This window comes from Pilosibacter sp. NGB245 (assembly GCF_057397225.1).
The window spans coordinates 1,758,349-1,781,974 of record NZ_CM171584.1 but is presented as its reverse complement, the minus strand read 5'-3'; the positions used below and the strand labels follow the sequence as shown (position 1 = coordinate 1,781,974).

The 23,626-nt window shown below is 53.1% G+C and carries 17 protein-coding genes; 1 reads left to right on the top strand and 16 read right to left on the bottom strand.

Annotated elements, in window-relative coordinates:
• Positions 1 to 159: 159 nt before the first annotated feature.
• From rpe to ACXMYH_RS07865, 16 genes are all read right to left on the bottom strand, one after another.
• Positions 160 to 825 carry a ribulose-phosphate 3-epimerase gene (gene rpe / locus ACXMYH_RS07940; protein ID WP_118532066.1) on the bottom strand — a complete coding sequence of 222 codons (666 nt, stop codon included), beginning with the start codon at positions 823 to 825 and terminating at the stop codon, positions 160 to 162.
• A 4-nt stretch (positions 826 to 829) separates the two neighbouring features.
• The gene (gene rsgA, locus ACXMYH_RS07935) at positions 830 to 1,708 is read right to left on the bottom strand and encodes a ribosome small subunit-dependent GTPase A (RefSeq protein WP_118298104.1); all 879 of its coding nucleotides are present in this window, start codon (positions 1,706 to 1,708) and stop codon (positions 830 to 832) included.
• A gap of 76 nt (positions 1,709 to 1,784) precedes the next feature.
• Positions 1,785 to 3,959, bottom strand: a complete 2,175-nt coding sequence (pknB, locus tag ACXMYH_RS07930) for a Stk1 family PASTA domain-containing Ser/Thr kinase (protein ID WP_118532064.1) — start codon at positions 3,957 to 3,959, stop codon at positions 1,785 to 1,787.
• A complete protein-coding gene (locus ACXMYH_RS07925; protein WP_118298102.1) occupies positions 3,956 to 4,696 on the bottom strand; it encodes a Stp1/IreP family PP2C-type Ser/Thr phosphatase in 741 nt (246 codons plus the stop codon). The genes pknB and ACXMYH_RS07925 overlap by 4 nt, the downstream gene beginning before the upstream one ends.
• Entirely contained in the window at positions 4,693 to 5,739 is a 1,047-nt protein-coding gene (gene rlmN / locus ACXMYH_RS07920; RefSeq protein WP_118650133.1) for a dual-specificity RNA methyltransferase RlmN, read from the bottom strand. The genes ACXMYH_RS07925 and rlmN overlap by 4 nt, the downstream gene beginning before the upstream one ends.
• Positions 5,740 to 5,802: 63 nt before the next feature.
• On the bottom strand, positions 5,803 to 7,131 hold the full coding sequence (gene rsmB, locus ACXMYH_RS07915; RefSeq protein ID WP_486555836.1) for a 16S rRNA (cytosine(967)-C(5))-methyltransferase RsmB: 1,329 nt from the start codon (positions 7,129 to 7,131) through the stop codon (positions 5,803 to 5,805).
• On the bottom strand, positions 7,121 to 7,846 hold the full coding sequence (locus tag ACXMYH_RS07910; RefSeq protein ID WP_118298099.1) for a zinc metallopeptidase: 726 nt from the start codon (positions 7,844 to 7,846) through the stop codon (positions 7,121 to 7,123). Before ACXMYH_RS07910 ends, rsmB begins: the two co-directional genes overlap by 11 nt.
• A 96-nt stretch (positions 7,847 to 7,942) precedes the next feature.
• The gene (fmt, locus tag ACXMYH_RS07905; RefSeq protein WP_118298098.1) at positions 7,943 to 8,869 is read right to left on the bottom strand and encodes a methionyl-tRNA formyltransferase; all 927 of its coding nucleotides are present in this window, start codon (positions 8,867 to 8,869) and stop codon (positions 7,943 to 7,945) included.
• Between the two features lies 1 nt (position 8,870).
• Positions 8,871 to 9,347: a peptide deformylase gene (gene def / locus ACXMYH_RS07900; protein ID WP_118298097.1), complete on the bottom strand. Its 477-nt coding sequence runs from the start codon at positions 9,345 to 9,347 to the stop codon at positions 8,871 to 8,873.
• Between the two features lie 75 nt (positions 9,348 to 9,422).
• Entirely contained in the window at positions 9,423 to 11,642 is a 2,220-nt protein-coding gene (gene priA / locus ACXMYH_RS07895; protein ID WP_215702509.1) for a replication restart helicase PriA, read from the bottom strand.
• A 45-nt stretch (positions 11,643 to 11,687) separates the two neighbouring features.
• Positions 11,688 to 13,076 (bottom strand): UDP-N-acetylmuramoyl-tripeptide--D-alanyl-D-alanine ligase, encoded by a 1,389-nt coding sequence (locus ACXMYH_RS07890; RefSeq protein WP_486555835.1) that lies wholly within the window; start codon positions 13,074 to 13,076, stop codon positions 11,688 to 11,690.
• Positions 13,076 to 14,575 (bottom strand): UDP-N-acetylmuramoyl-L-alanyl-D-glutamate--2,6-diaminopimelate ligase, encoded by a 1,500-nt coding sequence (locus ACXMYH_RS07885; protein ID WP_486555834.1) that lies wholly within the window; start codon positions 14,573 to 14,575, stop codon positions 13,076 to 13,078. The genes ACXMYH_RS07890 and ACXMYH_RS07885 overlap by 1 nt, the downstream gene beginning before the upstream one ends.
• 69 nt (positions 14,576 to 14,644) lie before the next feature.
• Complete coding sequence (locus ACXMYH_RS07880; RefSeq protein ID WP_486555833.1) at positions 14,645 to 16,315, bottom strand: formate--tetrahydrofolate ligase; 1,671 nt, start codon at positions 16,313 to 16,315, stop codon at positions 14,645 to 14,647.
• 96 nt (positions 16,316 to 16,411) lie between these two features.
• On the bottom strand, positions 16,412 to 19,960 hold the full coding sequence (locus ACXMYH_RS07875; RefSeq protein WP_486555832.1) for a DNA translocase FtsK: 3,549 nt from the start codon (positions 19,958 to 19,960) through the stop codon (positions 16,412 to 16,414).
• A gap of 118 nt (positions 19,961 to 20,078) precedes the next feature.
• Positions 20,079 to 20,768: a ClpP family protease gene (locus ACXMYH_RS07870; RefSeq protein WP_118532117.1), complete on the bottom strand. Its 690-nt coding sequence runs from the start codon at positions 20,766 to 20,768 to the stop codon at positions 20,079 to 20,081.
• 110 nt (positions 20,769 to 20,878) lie between these two features.
• Positions 20,879 to 22,522: a C40 family peptidase gene (locus tag ACXMYH_RS07865; protein ID WP_486555831.1), complete on the bottom strand. Its 1,644-nt coding sequence runs from the start codon at positions 22,520 to 22,522 to the stop codon at positions 20,879 to 20,881.
• A 476-nt stretch (positions 22,523 to 22,998) separates the two neighbouring features.
• Here ACXMYH_RS07865 and ACXMYH_RS07860 point away from each other — a divergent pair, with 476 nt between their 5' ends.
• Positions 22,999 to 23,565 carry a hypothetical protein gene (locus tag ACXMYH_RS07860; protein WP_486555830.1) on the top strand — a complete coding sequence of 189 codons (567 nt, stop codon included), beginning with the start codon at positions 22,999 to 23,001 and terminating at the stop codon, positions 23,563 to 23,565.
• Positions 23,566 to 23,626: the final 61 nt, after the last annotated feature.

Here is a 23,626-nt window from a genome sequence, read left to right as displayed (position 1 = left end):
ACTGAGATAAAAATCCAGCCATGACGTTTCCTGTTCCATGATCTTCATGGCATACAGGAAACGCATGGCTGATGAAATGATTTCGTTACTCTTCGTATCTGGGAATTCTTGAAGCGGGAATTCCGTATGATACCACAGTGACCGCAGACTTTGCCGGTTCTATTTTGCAGAATACTCGTCAAAGATCTTTAAAAATTCCCGTGTATTCGCTGCCGCATCATTCTTAAATACCGCAGAACCGGCAACGATGACATTTGCACCGGCGTTGAGAACATCTCTCACATTTGCCGCATTGACGCCGCCGTCCACTTCGATATCCGTGGTAAGACCGGCCTCATTTAACATGGTGCGGAGCTTTTTGATCTTCTCTAAGGTGTACGGGATAAATTTCTGTCCGCCGAATCCCGGATTGACGGACATGATGAGGAACATATCGACCTCTTTTAAGATGCAGGAGAGAGTCTCCACAGGTGTCGCCGGGTTTAATGCGACAGCCGCTTTCGCGCCGGTCTCCTTGATCTGGTTAATCGTACGGTCAAGGTGAAGACAGGCTTCCTGGTGGACACAGATGAGGTCCGCGCCGGCCTTTCTCACATCATTTACATATCTTCCCGGCTCCTCCACCATCATGTGGACATCAAACACACGATCTGTCGTCTTTCTGAGGGAAGAGATCACCGGCATACCGAAGGAAATGCTCGGAACAAACGCTCCGTCCATCACGTCGAGATGGATGTACTGCGCTCCGGCGTCGGAAACAGTCTTTACATCCTCTCCAAGTTTTGAAAAATCTGCTGAAAGAATCGATGGCGCTAAAATATACATGATCTTAATATCTCCTTTTATTCTTAAGTTCATCATAGATCAACCGGTAATTGTCATACCGGGATCCTGCGATCTTTCCTGCTTTTACGGCATCCTTGACACCGCATTCCCGCTCTCCTACATGGACGCAGCCAAGGAACCGGCATTCCGGCTCATAGGCTTCAAACTCCGGGAAATAGTCTTTTAATTCCTCCGGCTTCATATCGTCAACAAAGATCGAGCTGAATCCGGGCGTATCCATCACGAAGGTTTCCTTCTCGACGAAAAACAGCTCGGAATGTCTCGTTGTGTGGCGTCCTCTCCTGATCTTCTCGCTGACAGCACCCGTCTCCATCTCCGCCTCCGGCTGGATGCGGTTCGTCAGGGACGATTTCCCGACACCGGATGGACCGGCAAGAGCTGTCGTCTTTCCCCGGAGAAGATCGTGGATCGCCTCGATCCCATCTCCCTCAAGAGCGCAGGATAAGTGAACTTCATATCCTGCGTTCCGGTAGATTTCAGCGAGCCGGTCAGCCTCTCCCTCTTTTCCGAGGTCCGTCTTGTTAAAACAGATCACCACCGGCACATCCTGGGCTTCCATCGTGACAAGGAACCGGTCCAGAAGGTTTAAGTTCGGTTCCGGATCAGCGACCGCGAACACGATCATCGCCTGGTCAATGTTCGCGACGGCCGGGCGGATCAGGGAATTCTCTCTCGGGAGGATCTCCACGATGTTTCCGAGGCATTCCTCCTCTGAGAGCACATCGAATTCCACATTGTCACCCACAAGAGGTTTGATCTTCCTGTTCCGGAATACGCCCTTTGCCTTGCATTCATATACTTTGGAAACGCCGTCATGGACATAGTAAAATCCGGCGATCCCCTTAATGATTTTTCCAGTCATACACTCTCCCATATCTCATCCTGACTGCCCGTATGCTCCGCAGTCAGGTTTCGTATCCGCTCTCTGCCGCCTTTTATCAGCTGTCAACTTCCGTAAAGGTTACGTTGTACGAGGTCAGAACGACATTGTTCGTGAGATCCACGATCTCCACTTCACCGGTCTGCACGCCGTCTGCGCCGCGGATCTTGTCAAGCTTGATATTTAAGGTCGTGTCCGCGCTGTAGGACTTCGGCTCTGCAAGTTTCGTGTAGGTCACTTTTCCGTTTACCGTCTGTTTTAAACGGATCAGGATCTGGATCTCGGAGGACGCTGCCCCCGGTCCGTAGGAGACCTGAAGAGGATAACTTGCATCCAGGGAGGCGATAAACTGTTTTTTCGGCGCTTCCGGTCCGAGACTCACGGTATAATCCACGGTCTCTCCGGGTGCGACCTGGGTTCCTGCCTCAACGCCCTGGCTGATGACATGACCGGCCGAGATCGTACTGTCATACTCTTTTGAGATCTCGCCCGCCACAAGTCCTGCCGCAGAAAGAAGTACGGATGCCTCCGCGTCTGTCTTTCCGTAGAGATTCGGAACAGAGACAAATTCTTCCTCCGGCCCCGTGCTCACATACAGAGTCACAGTACTTCCGAGTGCCACTTTGTCCTCCGGCTCATAGCGGATGATGGTTCCGGACGGGACATCCTCGCTGGATTCTTCCTGCACATCTGCTTTCAGGTTCTTTCCCTCTAAGAGGCGCACTGCCGTCTCAAGAGTCATTCCGGAAAGTCCGAGTTCCGCGAGATCCACCTTGTCAGATCCGGCGCTGATGACGACAGTCACCTTGGAAAAGCGCGGGATCACGGTATCCGGTTTCTCTTTCTGGGAAATGACCATGCCTTTTTCCACACCGTCGGAATTTTCCTGCTCCACCTGCATGGAAAGGTCGAGTCCCTGCAGAATCTTCTCAGCTTCATCCTGTGAATGTCCCACAAGATTCGGCATGTAGACCTCTTTCTGGCTGATCGTTGTCTCCGATACCGCTGTGGTCTTTGCCTCCTCCGTGGTCGCCTCCTGGGAGACCTGCTCCGTCGGATCTTCCGGCGTGCTGCTCCTGAAGAGGCCGCCGAGTTTCAGGATAAATACGATCACGACCGCCACGATGATCACGGCTGCCGCAACACCCAGGCCGGTCAGGATCTTTTCCAGCCCGGTCGCTTCGTCGTTCTCTTTGCTCTTTTTCTGGTCTTTCTTTGCGCCCTCCGGCTGCTCATAACGTTTTTCCAGATCACGCCGTTCCCTGCGCTCACGGATCTCCTTCACCGGCTTTGACTCCCGGATCCGCTCTCCACTCCTGGTCTTGATCATATTCAGCTCATTCGGGCTGATCACGATCGTATCGGAGCTGTGGTCTTCCTCCTCGATCACACCGACATTCGGATCATCGTCGTTTAAGAGCGCTCTTCTCAGGTCGCTGATCACGGCTGCCGCGCTCGGATAGCGGCGTTCCGGTCTCTTTTCCGTACATTTTAAGATGATGCGGGCAAGACTCGGGGAAACCTCCGGATTCAGTGTTCTCGGATCCGGCATCGGATCTTCCAGATGTGCCAGCGCAACTGTCACGGTGTTGTCTCCCGCAAACGGGACATGACCGGTGACCATCTCGAACATCGTGATACCGAGAGAATACAGATCACTCCGCTCATCGCTGTATCCGCCCCGCGCCTGCTCCGGGGAAATGTAGTGGACGGATCCCACTACCGTTGCCGCATTCATGGTCTGGGAGGAGACGGCTCTCGCGATCCCGAAATCCGCGACCTTCACCTTGCCGTCCATGGAAATCAGCATATTCTGCGGTTTGATGTCCCGGTGGATGATATGCTGCTCGTGGGCAGCCTCGATCCCGGAGGCAACCTGGATCGCGATCCCGATCGCTTCTTTCACTTCAAGATGACCTTTTTTCGTGATATAGCTCTTTAAAGTAATTCCCTCTACGAGCTCCATAACGATGAAGTGGATGTCTCCTTCATCCACAACGTCGTAGATATTGACAATATTCGGGTGGGAAAGTCCGGCTGCCGCCTGGGCTTCCATCTTAAATTTGCTGACAAAAGTGGCGTCGGAAGTAAACTCCGATTTCAGAACCTTGATCGCGACAAGGCGGTTCAGCTTATGGCATTTTGCCTTATACACATCTGACATTCCGCCAGATCCGATCTTTTCCAGGATCTCATACCGATCCTGGAGCATCGTTCCAGGATATAGAATCATACATTCACCTCACTTATCTGAGGTTCTACAAGGACGATCGCAATGTTGTCCTTTCCTCCGTTCCGGTTTGCCTCATCGATCAGGGCGTCCGTCTTCTCTTTCAGTGTATCCGTCGTCTTTAAGACGCGGCTGATCTCTGCGTCATCCACCATGTTTGTCAGTCCGTCGGAGCAGAGCAGAACGCAGTCGCTTTCGAGAAGCGGCACCTCGAAGAAGTCCGCCTCCACACGTTTTCCGATCCCTACAGCGCGCGTGATGATATTCTTCTGGTTCCGGTAGGATTCACTGTCCCGCTCCATCTTCCCTCTCGCGACCATCTCCTCCACAAGGGAGTGATCCCGCGTGATCTGGGCCAGGCTGTCCCGCAGAAGGTAGAGTCTGCTGTCCCCCACGTTTGCCACATACATCATATCGTCCTCGATGGTGGCCGCCACCAGGGTGGATCCCATTCCTTCCCGCTCCGGATCTTCCATGGACTCCTCATAAAGGCCGAGATTCGTCTTTTCAAGCGCTTTTCTCAGGACCATCACCGGACTCACAGCGTCAGAATTTTCGATATTTTCTTTCATATGTTCCACGACATACCGGGATGCGAAATCCCCTGCTTTATGTCCGCCCATTCCGTCTGCAACGATGAACAGATTCGGGAGCGGTCCCACCGGCTGATCCGATGCAAACAGGAAATCCTGATTGGATCTTCTCACGATTCCGGTATCTGTCTTCGCGTAAGAGATCATGACAGTCCCTCCTCACTCAGGTAACTCTTTCTAAGCTGCCCGCAGGCGCCGCCGATGTCGCGGCCCATCTCCCGGCGGATCGTAACGTTGATCCCGTGTTTTTCAAGGTAGCCTTTGAACGCGTCGATCGCGTCCCGGTTGGACTGTTTAAAGTCACGCTCCTTGATCGGGTTGACCGGGATCAGGTTCACATGGCCCTGCATATCCTTTAAGAGCGCTGTCAGGCGCTTTGCCTCATCGAGGTTGTCGTTGACTCCCTGGACCAGGCTGTACTCAAAGGTCAGGCGTCTTCCTGTCTTTTTATAATATTCCTTACATGCCGGAAGCACCTCCGACAGGGAGTAGCTGTTGGCGATCGGCATCAGGGTCTTTCTCGTCTCATCGTCCGGCGCATGAAGAGAAAGTGCCAGGGTGATCGAAAGACCTTCATCCGCGAGCTTTAAGATCTTCGGGACGATCCCGCAGGTGGAGACCGTGATGTTTCTCTGGCTGATGTTCAGGCCGTTTTCGTCGGAGAGGAGCCGGATGAAGCGGACCAGGTTGTCATAATTGTCCATCGGCTCTCCGCTTCCCATGACCACCACATTGGAAACGCGCTCTCCCGTGGATCTCTGGATCCGGTAGATCTGATCCAGCATCTCTGAAGGACGTAAGTTTCTCGTAAGTCCGTCCAGAGTCGACGCACAGAACCGGCAGCCCATGCGGCAGCCGACCTGGGATGAGATGCATACGGAATTTCCGTGATGGTATTTCATCAGGACGCTCTCGATCACGTTCCCGTCATCGAGACCAAACAGATATTTTCTCGTCCCGTCGATCCCGGATTCCAGCATTTTTACGGTCCGTAAAGACGTATATGTACTGTTCTCCGCGAGTTTTTCCCTAAACGCTTTCGGCAGGTTTGTGCACTCGTCCAGGGATGCGGCCAGTTTTTCATGCATCCACTGGTACAGCTGTTTCGCACGGAACGGCTTTTCGCCGAGTTCCTTCACAAACTCTGTCAGCTCCTCCAACGTCATTGATTTCAGGTCTTTCTTTTCCATTCTCCACTCTCCAAAACAGCAGTTCTGTTATTTTTTCTGTAACTGTCCGGTATATCTGCACAGTTATTTTCTTCTGAATGCCGAGATAAAGAATCCGTCGCACGGATGGACTCCCGGTAAAAGCTGGATCCTGTTCTCCTCGCAGGAAACTTTTAACGCCTCCGGCAGAAGGTCACGGATCTCTTTTTTCTCAAACGGCAGATTTTTTTCGATCCAGTCCGCGTTCTCTGCATTCTCTTCTTTTGTGATCGTGCAGGTGCTGTAAACAAGCGTTCCGCCCGTTTTCACATACTGGGACACCACAGAGAGGATCTCCCTCTGAAGTCCAGCCAGTTTCACGATCTCATCTTTCGTCATCCGCTCCTTGATATCCGGCTTTTTGCCGATGATCCCGAGCCCGGAGCACGGAAGATCCGCGAGGACAACATCTGCCTGTCCGATCATGGACGGATCCAGGAACGTCGCATCCCAGACCATTATCCGGATATTGGGAAATCCGCAGCGCATGATATTTTCCTCGATGAGGTCCGTCTTTCTCTCACTCACATCCCGCGCTTCCACCATTCCGGTCCCCCTCAGGAGATCTGCCGCGTGCATGGCCTTTCCTCCGGGGGCGCTGCACACGTCAAGGACAAAGTCTCCCGGCTTGATGGATGCCATCCGGGCTGCCAGAGAGGAGCTCGGATCCTGGACCGTGATCTTTCCCTCCGCGAACGCGGTGACTCGGTCTAAGTAGTCAAATCCGCGGATCGAAGCGATCCCAGGGAATACATCTGACAGATCCACCGTGATATTCTGGGCTCTCAGTTCTTCGACGGTCTCCGCCGCAGGGGCAATACTCTCGTTAAACCGCACCGTGAGCGGACGTTCCTCCAGGAACGATGCCGCGATCGTCTCCGCGGTCTCTTTTCCAAACATCTCCTCCCACATGGACAGCATCCACTGCGGGATCGAATACCGGATGGATGCATCCTTCCAGGACAGATTTTCTTTTTCTCTTGAGACGGTCCTCAGCACACCGTTTACAAAGCCGGAAAGTCCCTGGAATTTTCTCTTTTTTGCAAGCTTTACCGCCTCATTGCAGACAGCGGAATCCGGGACACGTTCCATATAGAGGATCTGGTAGACCGACATCCGGAGGATCTCGCGGATCACCGGTTTCATCTTCGCAGTCTTTACCTTTGAGAAGCGGTCGATCACCGCATCGATCTGGATCCTGTATTCCAGCGTTCCCTCCACGCATCTTGTGATAAATGCGCGGTCCTGGCGTTCCAGAAACAGGTACTTTTCCAGTGCCTGTTTTAAGACGAGGTGGCTTAAATTGTGGTTTTCAAGGACTTCCAGGAGGACGTCAAGGACGACCTCCCGGATATTTGTCGTATTAGTTGTCACGTCTGTTTCTTCCTCCAAAGAGAATAATGAGACGAAGAAGCTGCAGGATCGAGGTCGCCGCCGCTGCCACGTAAGTGAGGGCTGCCGCATTCAGAACTTTTCTCGTTCCGCTTACTTCCTCGCCCGCAAGGATCCCCTGGGAATCCAGGAGTCTCACTGCTCTGGCGGACGCATTGTACTCCACCGGAAGCGTCACGAGCTGGAACAGCACCGCAAGGGAGAACATCAGGATCCCGATCTCAACGAGCGGGGAGCCAAGTCCGCCGAACACAAGTCCTAAAAGGATCAGCGGCCAGGAAAGTTTAGAGCCGAAGTTTGCCGCCGGGACCAGAGCGCTCCGGAAGCGCAGCGGAGCGTATCCTTCATTGTCCTGCATCGCGTGTCCGCACTCGTGGGCAGCGACACCGATCGCTGCGACGGAAGTTGCCCCGTATACGGACTGGGACAGATTTACGGTCTTCGTCCGCGGATCATAGTGGTCCGTCAGCTCTCCTGCGATCGGCTGGACCGTCACATCATAGATTCCCTGGGCATTCAGAAGGCGTCTCGCCGCCTCAGCACCCGTCATCCCGGTCATGCTGCGGACTCTCGAGTATCTGGAGAACGTGGAATTCACACGTCCCTGCGCCCAGAGTGAGAGGGCAACTCCGATCAGTACAAGGATGATCGTCGGGTCAAACCCGTATCCATAACCGTAACCATACATTCCGTACATAAACATCTCTCCTTTCGATGTCGTTTCTGCCGTTCCCGTGTTGACTTCACAGTCACTTTTCTGCCTGAGCGCTGCAGTGTGATCCTGCCACAGGCCTTATTCGCAGAAACTTCCGTCTTCCATCTGGAAGCCGCGCAGGAAGGAAGCCGTATCCATCCGCTTCTTTCCCTCAAGCTGAAGCTCTTTTACATCAAGGACGCCGTCACCGGTCTCCACAAAGAGCTGATTTTTTGTCACATGGATCTTTCCCGGAGTCCTCTCGCCCGGAAGGTCAGCCACATCCGCTGCCCAGATCTTCATGGTTTTTCCTGCGTAGGAAGTATAGGCACTCGGCCACGGATTCAAGCCGCGGACAAGGCGTTCGATGGACGCCGCATCCTTTGTCCAGTCGATATGTCCCATCTCTTTCGTGAGCATCTTCGCATAGGAAGTCTCCGATTCTCCCTGGGGAGTTCTCGTGATCGTTCCGTCCTCGAGTCCTTTTAACGTCGATAAGATCATTGATCCGCCAAGGGCAGAGAGCTTGTCAAACAGGCTTCCGCCCGTCTCTTTTTCATCGAGCGGGATCGCTTTCTGCTCGAGCATATCTCCGGTGTCGAGTCCCACATCCATCATCATCGTGGTCACACCGCTCTCCTTCTCGCCGTCGATGACTGCCCACTGGATCGGGGCAGCTCCGCGGTATTTCGGGAGCAGGGACGCATGAACATTCACACAGCCGTATTTCGGCAGATCCAGGATCACTTTCGGCAGGATCTGTCCGAAGGCAACAACGACGATCGCGTCCGGTGCCATCACTTTTAAGAGATCCACAAATTCCGGATCCCGCACTTTCACCGGCTGGTATACCGGAATCTGATACTCGATCGCTTTTTCCTTTACAGGCGTCATAAGAACGGATTTTCCGCGTCCTTTCGGTTTATCCGGCTGCGTCACCGCAGCGATCACTTCATGTCCGCCCTCCACAAGAGCGGTCAGCGTCGGAACTGCGAAGTCCGGCGTTCCCATAAATACGATACGCATATTATTCCTCTTCCTCTCCGACTGTGTCCTGAAGTTCGCCCTCTACAAGGTCCACATAAAGTTTTCCGTCCAGGTGGTCGCACTCATGGAGAATGCATCTGGCAAGAAGTCCGTCCGCCTCGATCTCGTATTCCTCCATATTTTCATTGAGCGCTTTTGCCTTTACATGCTCCGCGCGGGTCACCTGTCCGCATTTTCCCGGAACGCTTAAGCAACCTTCCTGTCCTGTCTGGCTGCCGCTCGTCTCAAGGATCTCCGGGTTGATCAGTACATACTGGTTTCCGTCATCCACATCGATGACCACGATGCGCTTGCGAACACCTACCTGCGGAGCCGCAAGACCGCAGCCGTTGCTCTCGTACATTGTCTCAAACATATCCTCAATGAGTTCGATCGTTCTCTCATTCATTTCTTTTACCGGTTTGCACGGTTTTGTAAGGATCTCATCTCCGATGGTTCTAATCTGTCTGATTGCCATTTTATCTTATTTCCTCTCATATTTATGATACCGGGGCCAGAAAGGCTCCCGCATTGTTTTTGCCGAAACATGATGTCACGTCAGATCGTACTGCACAAACACATTCCGGAAGAGATCCGGGATGGTCTCCCGTTTCCGGGCAGAATTTCTGATTTTTAATAGTATATCATAACTTTCATGTTTCATATATAAAATTTTTCTGTAATTATCATTAAGTTTATACGGGGAATCCTCCACAGGGCCGATGACTTTCAGCCCGTCCAGAGCGTATTCCCGCAGGATAACGCGTTTTAAGTCCTCCGACGCCCGGACAACATCTGCCTCCCTCTTTGAAGAAAGACCGATCGTCAGGAGTCCCACGAGCGGCGGATATCCCATCATCTTCCGGTAGAGAAGTTCCTGCCGGTAGAACTGCAGATAATCCTGTTCGGCTGCCGAGGAGACCGCATAGTGGTCAGGCGCGTAGGTCTGGATCACCACATCCCCCGAAAGATCCCCGCGGCCCGCACGGCCAGACGCCTGGGTCAGGAGTTCAAAGGTCCGCTCCGCGCTCTTAAAATCAGGCGCATAGAGGGAGAGGTCCGCCGCCATGACACCCACAAGCGTCACATTTTCGAAATCGTGTCCCTTTACGATCATCTGGGTCCCGATCAGGATGTCCGCGCCCCCCTCCGCGAAGGTGGCGAGGATCTCCTCATGAGCCCCTTTTTTTGCAGTCGTGTCCGCGTCCATCCGAAGCACGCGGGCAGTCGGGAACTCCCGCTTTGTGAACTCTTCCAGCTTCTGAGTCCCGGTCCCGAACGGCGCGATAAACGGGGATCCGCAGGACGGGCATCGATCCGGGAGCGGGCGTTCAAATCCGCAGTAATGACACTTTAACCGGCCATTTCTGTGGTAGGTAAGACTCACGTCACAGTGCGGGCATTTCATCGCTTTTCCGCAGGAACGGCAGGACACAAAGCCCGCATATCCTCGCCGGTTCATGAACAGCATCACCTGCTGTTTTTTCTCCAGCCGGTCTTCGATCAGTTTCTTTAACTTCTGGCTGAAGATCGAGCGGTTTCCCTCTGCGAGTTCTTCCCTGAGATCCACGATGTGGACTCCCGCCAGGCGGCTGTTCTCCTTCGCTCTCTTTGTGAGTGTCAGAAGCCGGTACTCCCCCCGTTCCGCCCGGTAGTAGCTCTCCACGGACGGAGTCGCAGATCCGAGAACAAGGACCGCCCCGCTCATATCTGCCCGGACGCGCGCCACCTCTCTCGCATCGTACCTCGGCGCCGTCTCACTCTTATATGCGCCTTCATGTTCCTCATCGATGATGATGAGGCCGAGATCCGGGAACGGTGTAAAAAGAGCGGAACGAGGACCGATCATGATGTCGATCTCCCCGTTTGCCGCCCGTTCCGACTGTTCATAGCGCTCACCGGCCGAAAGCCTGGAATTCATGATCCCGACCCGGTTTCCGAATCTCCGGTAAAAGCGCATCACGGTCTGGTAAGTCAGGGAGATCTCCGGGATCAGAACGATCGCCTGTCTGCCCTCCCGCAGGACATGATCGATGAGTTCCATATAGACTTCCGTCTTTCCGCTTCCCGTGATCCCGTAGAGCAGATAGGTATTTCTCAGTCCGGAATCATAGTCCCGGATCACAGTCTCTGCTGCCCGTCTCTGTTCCTCATTCAGGGAAATATTCCGCGCGGATGAAAAGCTTCCCAGGTGTCCCGGTTCCTTCGGCGCCGCTTTTAATTCGACGATCTCTTTTTCCACCAGCGGTTTTAATGTAGCGGATGTGACGCCGAGTTTCTCCGATGTGAGCTTTAACGGCAGTTCATCGTTTTCCAGGAGCGCCCGGTAAAGCCGGACTCTTGCCCGGAATTTCTTCTTTTCCGCTTCTATGAGCAGCGTCTCGATCTCCTCCCGGGGTTTTAAGGAAACGATCACCCGCTCCTCCCTGGGCGTCACTTTCACCTTCACGGGGAGGACCGTCTTTAACGCCTGGTTCATCGTGGTCGCATAGCGGTCCTTCATCCAGAACGCCAGACAGATCATCTGGGTACGGATCGGGACCGCACCTTCCTCCACCGACATGAGCTCTTTCATCTTTTCCGGGTCGTAGTCCGTCTCCGTCGAGAGCCCGACGACGATGCCCTTCCGCACCGTGTCACCCTTTCCGAACGGGACATTTACCTGTACCCCCGGTTTTACAGCTTCTCTCAGATGGGCCGGGATCCGGTACTGGAAGATCCGGTCCACATTTTTTACAGAAAGATCAATGATAATGTCCGCGTACTGTTCCAATCCGGGTCCCTCCTTTCTTTGAGAAGCTTTATAGCAGTTTTTATGTTACTTCTCTTCCAGTTCCGCAAATTTGTCCGCGACAGCGGAAAGTCCCATGGAGTTGGATCCTTTAAAGAGGATACAGTCTCCGTCTTTTACTTCCTGCTCCAGATACTTCACCATCTCGTCGCGGTCTAAAAACTCCACGACCGGGATCTCCTTCACCGCACGGACGCCTTCCGCAAGACACTTGCTCGCCTCTCCGAGTGTCACAACGAGATCCACCCCGGAATTTGCCGCGTATTCACCGACCTCCCTGTGGTAGGCCAGATAATTTTCTCCGAGCTCCTTCATATCCGCAAGGACAGCGATGTGGCGCTTTCCGGTGAGTCCCTTAAATACATCAAGCGCCGCTTTCATGGATGCCGGGCTTGCATTATAGGAATCGTCCATCACCGTGAAGCGTCCGTCCGCATAGACCTGCTGGCGGTGTTTGAAGCCGTGGAACGTTAAAAGTCCCTCCGCTGCCTCCGCCATCGTCATGCCGCGCTCACAGCAGACCGCGATGGCCGCCATGGCATTCATCACATTGTGCATGCCCATGATATTCAGGCGGATCTTCTGTGTCTTTCCGCCGTGGAGCGCCGTAAATTCAGCTTTTCCGTCCGTGAGGACGAGATCCACCGCGCGGTAATCACAGTTTTCACCGGTTCCGTAGTAGACGGTCTTCACGCCGTCCTTTCCTTTTGTCTTCTGCAGCATATCGTCATCGCCGTTTAAGACGAGAACGCCGCCGTCGGAAAGTCCGTCCTGGATCGTCATCTTTTCTTTATAGATATTCTCGCGCGATCCAAGCTGCTCGATGTGGGTGATCCCGATATTTGTGATCACTGCGATATCCGGCTTTGCGATCTGCGCGATCACGGTGAGCTCGCCCGGCTCGCTCATTCCAAGCTCCAGGACACCGACTTCATCCGCCTTTGTGATCTCGGACACAGTGATCGGGACGCCGACCTGGCTGTTGCTGTTTCCCGGAGTCTTGTATACATGGTAACGGGCAGAGAGGGCCGCTGCGATCATCTCTCTCGTCGTAGTCTTTCCGACACTTCCTGTAACGCCGACGATTGGCAATGTCAGGCGCTTTCTGAGATAACGTCCCACTGCCTGGAGCGCTTTCTTCGTGTCATCCACAGCGATCCATGCGCAAGAAGTCTTTTCCATCTCCTCTGTCTTCGCGTTCTGTTCACTTGTGAGGACAGCGCCGGCGCCGTTTTCAGCCACCTGCGGTAAAAAACGGTGCGCATCGACCTTCTCACCGATGATCGGCACAAAGAGGTCTCCCGCCTCCACCTGTCTGGAATCCAGACGGATCTTATTTAACAGGGCATCGTTGTTTCCGGAGAGCAGCACGCCCCCGGTGGCACGAACGATATCCTGAACACTTACGTTCTCCATTACTTTCCAATCTCCTTTACTGCCTCTTCCACAACTTCCCGGTCAAGGAAATGGTGCTTTACTCCCTCGATCTCCTGGTAGTCTTCATGGCCTTTTCCGATGATCGCGATCATGTCGCCTTCCTCAGCGTTGTGGATCGCGTAAAAGATCGCTTCCCGTCTGTCCGGGATCACGATATACTTTCCGTCCGTCTTTGCAAGACCAACTTCGATATCTTTGATAATGTCCTCATTCTTCTCAAACCGCGGGTTGTCGGCTGTGATGATGCAGAGATCCGCCATCTTTCCGCCGATCTCGCCCATGGAATATCTGCGGTCCCTCGCACGGTTTCCGCCGCAGCCGAAGACGCAGACGAGACGCTTCGGATGATAATCCCGGAGTGTCGAGAGCAGGCTTTCCATGCTGACCGCATTGTGCGCGTAATCGACGATCACGCTGCACGTTTTTGACACATAGGCGATCTCCATGCGGCCGTCCACGCGGACATTTTCAAGGGAAGTAAGGACTGCTTTCTGCGTTTTTTCATCCAGGTTTCCGCTTCCGCCGGAGAGCGCAAGAGAGCACACTGCGAGAGCCGCAAGAGCGTTGTCCGCATTGAATTTTCCCGGCATTCCCACACGGACTCTGCCGTTGAGCGGTCCGTGGACGGAGAATTCGATCCCCACGAAATCATGGTCTGACGCATAGTGAATGTCATTACCTGTAAAATCTGCATTCCCGCCCAGCGCGTATGTCACCAGTCTGCAGGATGCATCACGGGTGATCTCCTCATAGTGGTCGGTCAGACGGTTCACGACACCTGTTTTGCAAACAGTCAGAAGTCTTGATTTATAGAAAAGATATTCCTCGAAGCTCTTATGCTCCTTCGGCCCGATATGGTCCGGGGAAATATTTGTGAACAGGCCGTAATCAAACATGATCCCGCCGACTCTGTGCAGCATCAGTGCCTGGGAGGAAACCTCCATCACGCAGCACTCGCAGCCGGCCTCCACCATCTTGTGGAAATACTCCTGCACCACATAGGATTCCGGAGTCGTATTGGAGGTCGGGAATTTCTCATCCCCGATGACAGCTCCGTTCGTTCCGATAAGCCCGGTCTTCTTTCCGGCGGCTTCCAGGACCGCCTTGATCATGTAGCTCGTCGTGGTCTTTCCCTTTGTCCCGGTGATCCCGATCGTGATCAGCTTCTCCGCCGGATAGCCGAATCTCGCCGCGGAGAGTTCCGCCAGTGCAAGTCTTCCGTTTTCTACCCGGATCACCGTCACATCTGCCGGGACTTCCACTTCTTTTTCTATCACGAGGACCTTGCAGCCCGCCTTTAACACATCCGGGATAAACTCGTGGGAATCCCTGGTGCTGCCCTGAATGCACACGAACACAGAATCCGGTCTCGCCTTTCTTGAATCATAGATCACTTCATCCACGTTCTGATCCAGACTGCCGGAAACCAGAACATATTTCATGCGTTTTAACCAATCTCCAATTACCACTGTCGTCATCCTTTCCCATAACCCGCACAGGCGGGAACAAAAAGCGCCCGCCTGCAAGTTTTCTTTCACTTTTATAATTTAGAACAGTCCTGTGATCTTTCCGTTCTCATCCACGTCGATATTGTCCGCCGCCGGTTTTTTCGGAAGTCCCGGCATTGTCATGATCGCACCTGTGAGCGCAACCACAAAGCCGGCACCCGCGCACACATAGACGTCGCGCACAGTCAGATCAAATCCCTCCGGACGTCCCAGCTTCTTCTGGTCGTCAGATAAGGAATACTGGGTCTTCGCCATGCAGACCGGAAGATCGCCGAATCCCATCTCTGTGATCTTTGCGATTGCCTTCTTCGCTGCCGGGGAATAGCTTACGCTTCCGGCTCCGTAGATCTCCTTCGCGATCGTCTCGATTTTGTCGGAGATTCCCATCTCATCCGGATATAACGGAGCGAAATCGCTCTTCTTTGTCTCCAGAGTATTTAATACCTTCTTTGCGAGCTCGATACCGCCGTCGCCGCCTTTTGCCCATACTTCGGACAGAGCGAACTCACATCCTCTCTCCTCGCAGAAATTCCGGATAAACTCGTACTCCGCCTCGGTGTCTGTGAGGAAGGAGTTCAAGGTAACTACGACCGGAACGTGGTATTTCTGGATATTCTCGATATGTTTCTCCAGGTTTACGATTCCCTTCTTTAACGCGTCAAGGTTCTCCTCGGAGAGCTGGTCCTTCGGAACACCGCCATTATACTTTAACGCGCGCACGGTCGCAACGAGAACGACTGCGTCCGGATGGATGCCGGCCTTGCGGCATTTGATATCGAAGAACTTCTCAGCTCCGAGATCCGCGCCGAATCCTGCCTCCGTGATCGCAACGTCAGCAAGTTTTAATGCGGTTCTTGTTGCCATAACGCTGTTGCATCCGTGGGCGATGTTCGCGAACGGTCCGCCATGTACAAGGGCGCCTGTGTGCTCCAGAGTCTGGACCATATTCGGCTTGATAGCGTCTTTTAAGAGCGCTGCCATGGAGCCGATTGCGTTGAGGTCCTTCGCTGTCACCGGTTCTCCCGCGAAATTATATGCTACGATGATCTTTCCGAGACGTTCCTTTAAGTCCTTCATATCCGTCGCCAGACAGAGGATCGCCATGATCTCGGAGGCAACCGTGATCACAAAGTGGTCTTCACGGACAAAGCCGTCCGCCTTTGCACCGAGGCCGACAACGATGTTTCTGAGCACACGGTCATTCATGTCCAGGCATCTCTTCCAGAGGATCTGTCTCGGGTCGATCCCAAGTGCATTTCCCTGCTGGATGTGGTTGTCCAGGAGAGCAGCCAGAAGGTTGTTTGCCGTTGTGATCGCATGGAAATCACCGGTAAAATGAAGGTTTAAGTCCTCCATCGGAACAACCTGGGCATATCCGCCGCCGGCAGCTCCGCCTTTGATCCCAAAGCACGGTCCGAGGGACGGTTCACGGAGAGCAAGCATTGCTTTCTTTCCGCATTTTGCCATCGCCTGGGCAAGTCCGATACTAGTGGTCGTCTTTCCCTCTCCTGCCGGAGTCGGGTTGATCGCTGTCACCAGAACGAGTTTTCCGTCCGGTCTGTCTTTGATCTCCTGCCAGAGCTCATTGGAGATCTTTGCCTTGTACTTTCCATAAAGTTCCAGGTCATCCTCAGTGATTCCATACTGGGATGCAACAGTAGTGATCGGGAGCATCTTTGTCTCCTGTGCAATCTCGATATCGGTCTTCATAATCGGTATCCTCCTTTTGTAGTAGCATAACTTTTCAGTGGATCTGCGCAGTTCGCGTCCGGCAGCCGTCTGATATCCACACAGCTGCCGCAGTTCCTAGTATCCTGCTTCCAGGAATTCTTCGAACTCTTCCATGGACATTAAGATCTTCCTTGGCTTCGTTCCTTCTTCCTCACCTACAACACCGGCCTCGGCAAGCTGATCCATGATCCGGGCAGCGCGGTTAAAGCCGATCTTGAACATTCTCTGCAGCATGCCGATCGACGCTTTATCCTTTTCGATAATGAACTTGCCCGCGTCCGTAAAGAGCGCGTCCCGTTCATTCTGTCCGCCCGCTCCTCCTCCGAAGGAGGACTGGCTCAGTTTCTTTTCGATTTCCGTGTTATATCCTGCATCCGTGTTCTGTTCTTTTAAGAACTCGGTTACATTTGATACCTCGCCGTCCGAGACGAAAGCACCCTGAACACGGAGCGGTTTCGGATAGCCGGACGGGTAAAACAGCATATCGCCGTTTCCTAACAGTTTCTCCGCGCCATTCATATCGAGGATCGTTCTCGAATCCACGCCGGATGCGACAGAAAAGGCAATTCGTGACGGCACGTTCGCCTTAATCACGCCTGTGATGACGTTGACGGACGGACGCTGGGTCGCGATCACAAGATGGATCCCCGCAGCGCGGGCGAGCTGTGCCAGACGGCAGATCGCGTCCTCCACCTCATTGGAAGCGACCATCATAAGATCCGCCAGCTCATCGATAATGATGACGAGCTGCGGCAGTTTCTTCGGGATCTGATCAGCAGGGATATCCCCGCTCTCCGCCAGAGTCTGAACCTTCGCGTTATATCCCTTCAGATCACGGACATTTGAGGCCGCAAATTTGTTGTAGCGGTCCATCATCTCCGCAACTGCCCAGTTGAGCGCGCCGGCCGCCTTTTTCGGGTCGGTCACGACCGGGATCAGAAGATGCGGGATCCCGTTATATACAGAAAGTTCCACCACCTTCGGGTCGATCATGATGAGTTTTACGTCATCCGGTGACGACCGATAGATGAGGCTCATGATCATTGTATTGATCCCCACGGATTTACCGGAACCTGTCTGTCCTGCGATTAGAAGATGCGGCATCTTCGCGAGATCCGCAACGATGACCTGGCCGCCGATATCCTTTCCGACGGCGAACGCCAGCGTTGACTTATGGTTTTTAAATTCCGGACTTTCCAGAAGATCACGCAGATATACGATGCTGTTGACCTTGTTCGGGACCTCGATCCCGACGGCCGCTTTTCCGGGGATCGGCGCCTCGATACGGATATCCGCCGCCGCGAGATTCAGCTTGATATCGTCCGCTAAAGACAGGATCCTGCTCACCTTCACGCCCTGTTCCGGGTGAAGCTCATACCGGGTGACCGTCGGACCGCAGCTGATATTCGTCACAGTGACCCCAACGCCGAAGTTCCGGAGTGTCTGCTGAAGTTTGATCGCGGTATCCTTAAATTCCTGCCCCGACTGTCCCGTCACAGGAACACCTTTCTTTAAGAGATCAAGCGGCGGGATCACATACGGTTTCTTTGGTTTTTCCTCCGTCTGTTTGATCTCCTTTAAGACTTCGTTTCCTGCCTCTTCTCTCTCGGCAGCTTCCCGCTTTCTCGCTTCCGCTTTTTTCTTTATGATCTCTTCTGTATCCGTTTCGATCACCTTGCCGGATGCGGTCACGACCCTGCGCCTGTCGTCTGCAGATTCGCGGGCTGCCGGACGGTCCGGTGAACGCTCTTCCCGGCACGTCGGCTGTTCCATGTCTGACTGTCCGGATGCAGCCGGCGCCGGTTCCACGATCGGATCCTCCGGTCCTGGTCCGGGCCCCGGGATCTCCTGTACTTTTGACGGACTGGTTTCCTCAGCCCATTCGTCCGGTTCACTGTCATCATGGAACTCTGTCACAGGATCATCGTGCTCCGCACTCTCCGGATGGGCCGCTCTGTAAGCGCGGCTTCCCGGCTCCGCAGCCGCCTGGATCCAGTAATCGTCATTTTCCACATACGGCTCCGTATCGAGAAGTTCATCATCTGTCAGATCCATCACGGACTTTTCTTCTGAAATCCGGGACGTTTTCGGAGTTTCCGCGGTTTCAGATACGGATACAGGTTCACTTTCAGCAGCGGCAGCGGTCATTTCCCCGCTCTTTGCTCCTGTCTCCGCTTCTATTTTCTGTCCGCCCTCTGCGGATACCGTCTCCGGCATCTCTGAAGGTTCCCGGTTCTCTGCGCTCTCATTCTGCTCCGGGGTCTCTGAGCGGAAGATCTTTGCTTTCCTCTCTGCGTCTCTTCTCATCGCGGCGAGGATCTCACCGTCCTCCCCAGACTCCCCGACAGGGATATCCGGAATGTTGGATAAGACAGACACCTTCGGTTTTCTCTCCCAGGCTTCCGTCTCCCTCTTCTTTTCATCCGGGAAAAGATCCGGATCATCAAAGGCATTCTCCCCATGACGGATAAACACGTCCTCGTCCTCACGGGTTCCGGCCGATGCCGGAGCTTCCGCAAACGGAACTCGTTCTGTATTCTTTGCAGTCTCTTCCGCCGGACGGGATTCCGCCGTTCTCTCTTCCCGGGAGACATCCGCCTCCTCAAGAGGACGTCCGCCCATCGTGATCTTTCCTTTGAAGATATCGGCCGGATCCGGCTGCATCTGCTTCGCCTCTGATCTTTGACCCTGTTTTTCCTCATGATATGTACCGGAGGCTGCTTGTTTCTCCTCCGTCACGTCCGTCTCAGAAACCGCCTCGGCATCCACAACTCCCATATATCCGCCGGCGATCCCGCCGAAATCCGGATTTTTCGAGAAATCCGTCGCCGCAAGGTTTACACCCTGGACGCGCTGTTCTTCCCGGAGTCTGCGCTTTTCAGCCTGGCGCTCCTCATGGATCTCTTTTCTTCTGCTGTAATCTTCCTTCGCGTACTGGTAGGCTTTTCCGCTTCCGCTCTTCACCGCGGACACGAACGATCTCTCCGTGATGCATACCAGGGAGATGATCATGAACACGATGAGGACCACATAGGCTCCAATCGTTCCGACCGCTGTGTGAAGGATCATGACGAGGACGCCGCCGATCACACCGCCGCCGAGTCCGCTCGCGCCGGCAGACTGGTAGATATCGAGGATCGTCTGCCCTTCCTGGTATCCACCTCCAAAGATCAGCTGCGCAAGTCCGCAGAGCACGATCAGCAGGACCTCCACCGCGATCATCTTGTATACCGCGCGGATATTTCCCTTATTTGAAGCGTAAAATAACAGCTCCGCGAAAAGCAGGAGCGGTGCAAGATAGCCGATACAGCCAAATACACCCAGCATGATCTGGCTGAAGAAATTTCCGAGGAATCCGCAGATATGGAAGTTGCTCAAAAATAACAGCACACATACCGCGAATGTTCCGAGGATCACCGCTTCGGATTGTAAAAATCCAGTGTCCTCCTCGTACTCCGGTTCCGGCTCTCTCTTCTTTGCCGTGGATCTTGTCTGATTTTTTGCTGTCTTATTTTTAGACGCCTGTGCGGATCTTCCTGTTGTCTTCGCTGTTGATGATGATCTCGTTCTCACAGACGTCTGTGATTGTTTTGTCGTTTCTTTTTGTTTCCTGGTTCCAGCCAAGTGCTTTTCCCCCTTTTATTTTACAGGGCAAGTACCCCAAAGTATAGTATACAAAAAAAATTTTCAAAATGCAACCGTAAGAAGTCACAAATCGAACATATTTTCGGTTCCGGATTTTCTACCTGTGGGAAACAACGTTTTCTTCCATCATCCTGTTTAATTTCCCGATCGCGTCCCGGATCCCGCCTTCCCCGTCGATAAGACCGCACTCCACCGCCTCTTTTCCGACAAGTACGGTCCCGAGATCCTTTGTCAGCATTTTTGTATTGTGCATGAGCTTTTTCAGTCTTTCCCTGTCGATCCGGCTGTGCTCCGACACAAAACTTATGATCCGCTCCTCGATCATCTCAAAATATTCATACGTCTGTGCCGTTCCGATCACCATCCCGCTCATGCGCACCGGATGCACCAGCATCGTTCCGGTCGGCACAATAAAAGAATAATCCGATGCCACTGCAAGCGGAACTCCGATCGAATGGCTGTCCCCGATGACAAGAGACACCGTCGGCTTGCTTAAGGAGGCGATCATCTCCGCCAGTGCCAGTCCGCAGCTCACATCTCCGCCGATCGTGTTGACAAGGATCAGGACACCGCCAATCGTCTCATCGCTCTCCACCTTGGCGAGCTCCGGCAGGATATGTTCATATTTCGTCGTCTTTGTGCTTCCCGACAGGTTCTCATGTCCCTCAATCTCCCCGATGATCGACAAAAGATGGATCCGCTTTCCGTTCTCCTCAAGCGTCGCCTGACCGTTCTCCCGGATCCGTTCCTCCTCCGCCTTTATCTCCTTCTGTTCCTTTTCATTCATATCAAAAAACTCCTTTCCGACATACCAGGTATCCCCAGTATGCACAGAAAGGAGTTTTCCTATCCATTCCATTTCAGGAAATCATATTCTGTTTTGAGTCATTCTCCGTTTTAAGAACGGTTTCCGATCACATCCACGATACAGATCGGTGTGCGGTAATTCCAGGTCGAGATCTTGATCCCGCTCCGGCGGCTCGCCGCATTGATGACCTGCCCGTTTCCGATATACATTGCAACATGATTGATCTTTCCACGGCTGTTTCCGTAGAATACCAGATCACCCGGACGCATCTCGCTCGACTTGATCCGTTTTCCGCTCTTTGCCTGGGATCCGGAATAATGCGGAAGGGAGATTCCGAAGTTCTTCATAACGGACATTGTAAATCCGGAGCAGTCCGCTCCCTTTGTGAGGCTCGTTCCACCCCATACATACGGATTTCCAAGGAATTTCATCGCGTAGTTTACGATCCGGCTCCTTAAGGACGCGCTCTCCTCCGTCGGCGAGAACTTGATCGCCTCGGAAAGGGCGTACCGTACCTCCACGAACTCGGAAGATACATAGGCCGCCGAGATCTCATCATCTCCGTCTCCCTCGCCGCTCTCATCAAATTCGATCTTTACCCAGCCGTCAAGCTGTTCTGCGACATGGTAGCGCTCGTTCTCAGAGATCTGTGTCCAGATCTTCGCATCGGTGGACGGCTCCGTTCTCGCATTCAGTCGGTCCGCATGGACGATCGCCATTAACTCCGCATGGTTCATCGCCGCCTGCTTAGCCTCGTCTCCGGTGAGGATATAATCGCTCTTTACATATCCGGTGATCCCGCCCGAACTGATCTTGTACCAGCCGTTCGCATCCTCCAGGATCTCGCATCCGGCATAACTCGGGAGTTTTCCGATGATCTTCTCATTTTCCCCGGCACCAGCACGGATATTCAGATAGTTTGAGACATTGGAAACACCGGGACGGTCATAGAAATTTAAGACCATCGCCTTCATATCCAGCTTGTTCGCCTCATTCATACAGAAGCGTTTCTCCGCATAATCCGCAGAGATGTAACCGCCGGAGATCTTATACCAGCCGTTCTCTTCCCCGACGATCTCGTGGAGCTCTCCCTGCAGGCATTTTCCGACGATCTGTCCGTCTGTGGACGGAGTCTCACGGATATTCAGGTTATCCGCCGTAATATAGGCGCGCTCCTTCACGAGGTCCTTCGCAGCCTCTTTCGCCTCATCCCCGGTGAGGATGTATTCGGAGCTTGCATATCCCTCAACTTCCCCGGAGCTGATCTTTACCCAGCCATCCAGAGTCTCTAAAATCTCACAGGCACTTCCGTCCGAGAGCGTTCCGATGACATTCGCCGCTCCGTCCGGGTCTTTTCTGATATTCAGGTATCCTGTCACCTTCGCGATCCCGAGATTTGAATAGGAATCGATCACTTCCTGGATCTTCGCATCTCTCGCCTCAGACTCTGATTCGATCTCAGCGCGGCTCTCCTCTTCCGCTGCAAGGGAAGACTCCTCCGCACTCTCGCTCTCCGCCGCCGACTCGGAAGCCGCCTGTGCTGCCGCCATCTTTGAGCGGACCGCAGTCACAGCCTTTCCTCCGAACAATACCGCCAGGGCGATCACCGCAAGAACTGCTGCGCCGATCACCAGGATCCCGTAGTGTTCCCAGAAAGACGGTTTTCTTCTCCGCTTTCTGCTCGCTTTATTGATTGAATCCATATAGTTTACCGTATCTTTATCATCATTCATATGTTTCTCTCCATGCTGTTTCCGATTTCCGCTCCCCGTCTGTCACGTTCCGATCAGACGAAGCAGCGCGTTTTGTGGGCAGGGACAATTGTCCCTGTCATGCACATACAAACATTAGTGTAACATATCTGTAATCAAAAAGCAAAAAATTTTCTATTAAAAAATTGTGAACATGGCGTCACCCGGTGACTGTACACGGTGCTCCTTCCCCGGGCACTGTCGTCAGCCAGAAAACAGATCCTGTATTTTTTCTTGCACAAGCGACATTTATAATTGAAAACATTGCCAAATTTTTATATAATATTCTTAATTATTTGTCCATATTGTCTAAAGTTACAAAAGTCATGACTTTTCCGGCATATGGAATCAGATCTTCTGAACGCTTTCACGTTGTATATAAGTCTGATGCTTTTTACCGGCCGGACGCAGCCGGGATCTTATCAGACTGAGATAAATTCACCCAGGAGGTACCCCACATGAAACATTACACCAGCCCACGGATCCAGCGAACACAGCTTTTTCTCATGAAAGTCTCCTCTTATCTTGAGATCGCCTGTGCCCTGATCCTGATCGTCGCGATCTGTATCGCGTTCATACCGGTCCCGCAAAACCTGTACAGTCTGTATCTTGACAACGGCTTTGATCTCTCAGACTTTATGAAGAAAAGTTTTGATCTCGTCATCGGTGTCGAGCTTCTGAAGATGTTCTGCCGCCATGATATCGACTCTATCGTCGAAGTTCTTCTCTTCTCTGTCGCAAGACAGATGGTCATCGATCACCTTGCCATAAAAGAGGCGCTCATCGGCTGTATTGCCGTCGCGATCCTCTTTGCTGTCCGCAGATTTCTCTTTGTGCCGATCCTCGACAATCCGGACGAAGCGGAACGAAAACTAGAAAAGGATCAGTACATTAAAGAACGGATCGCTGAGGCCATCTCCGCTTACAAAAAAGAAAATGCCTCAGTAAGTCTCAGGGAACGCGCGGAAGCATCCGTCAATACAGCCTCTGCAGATCCGCTCAGTGATAAGAGCGGAAACGAATAACAGGGTCTTTTGCGTCACAGGATTTCAACAAGTGAAAACAAAATGGAGCAGATCTTCTCTG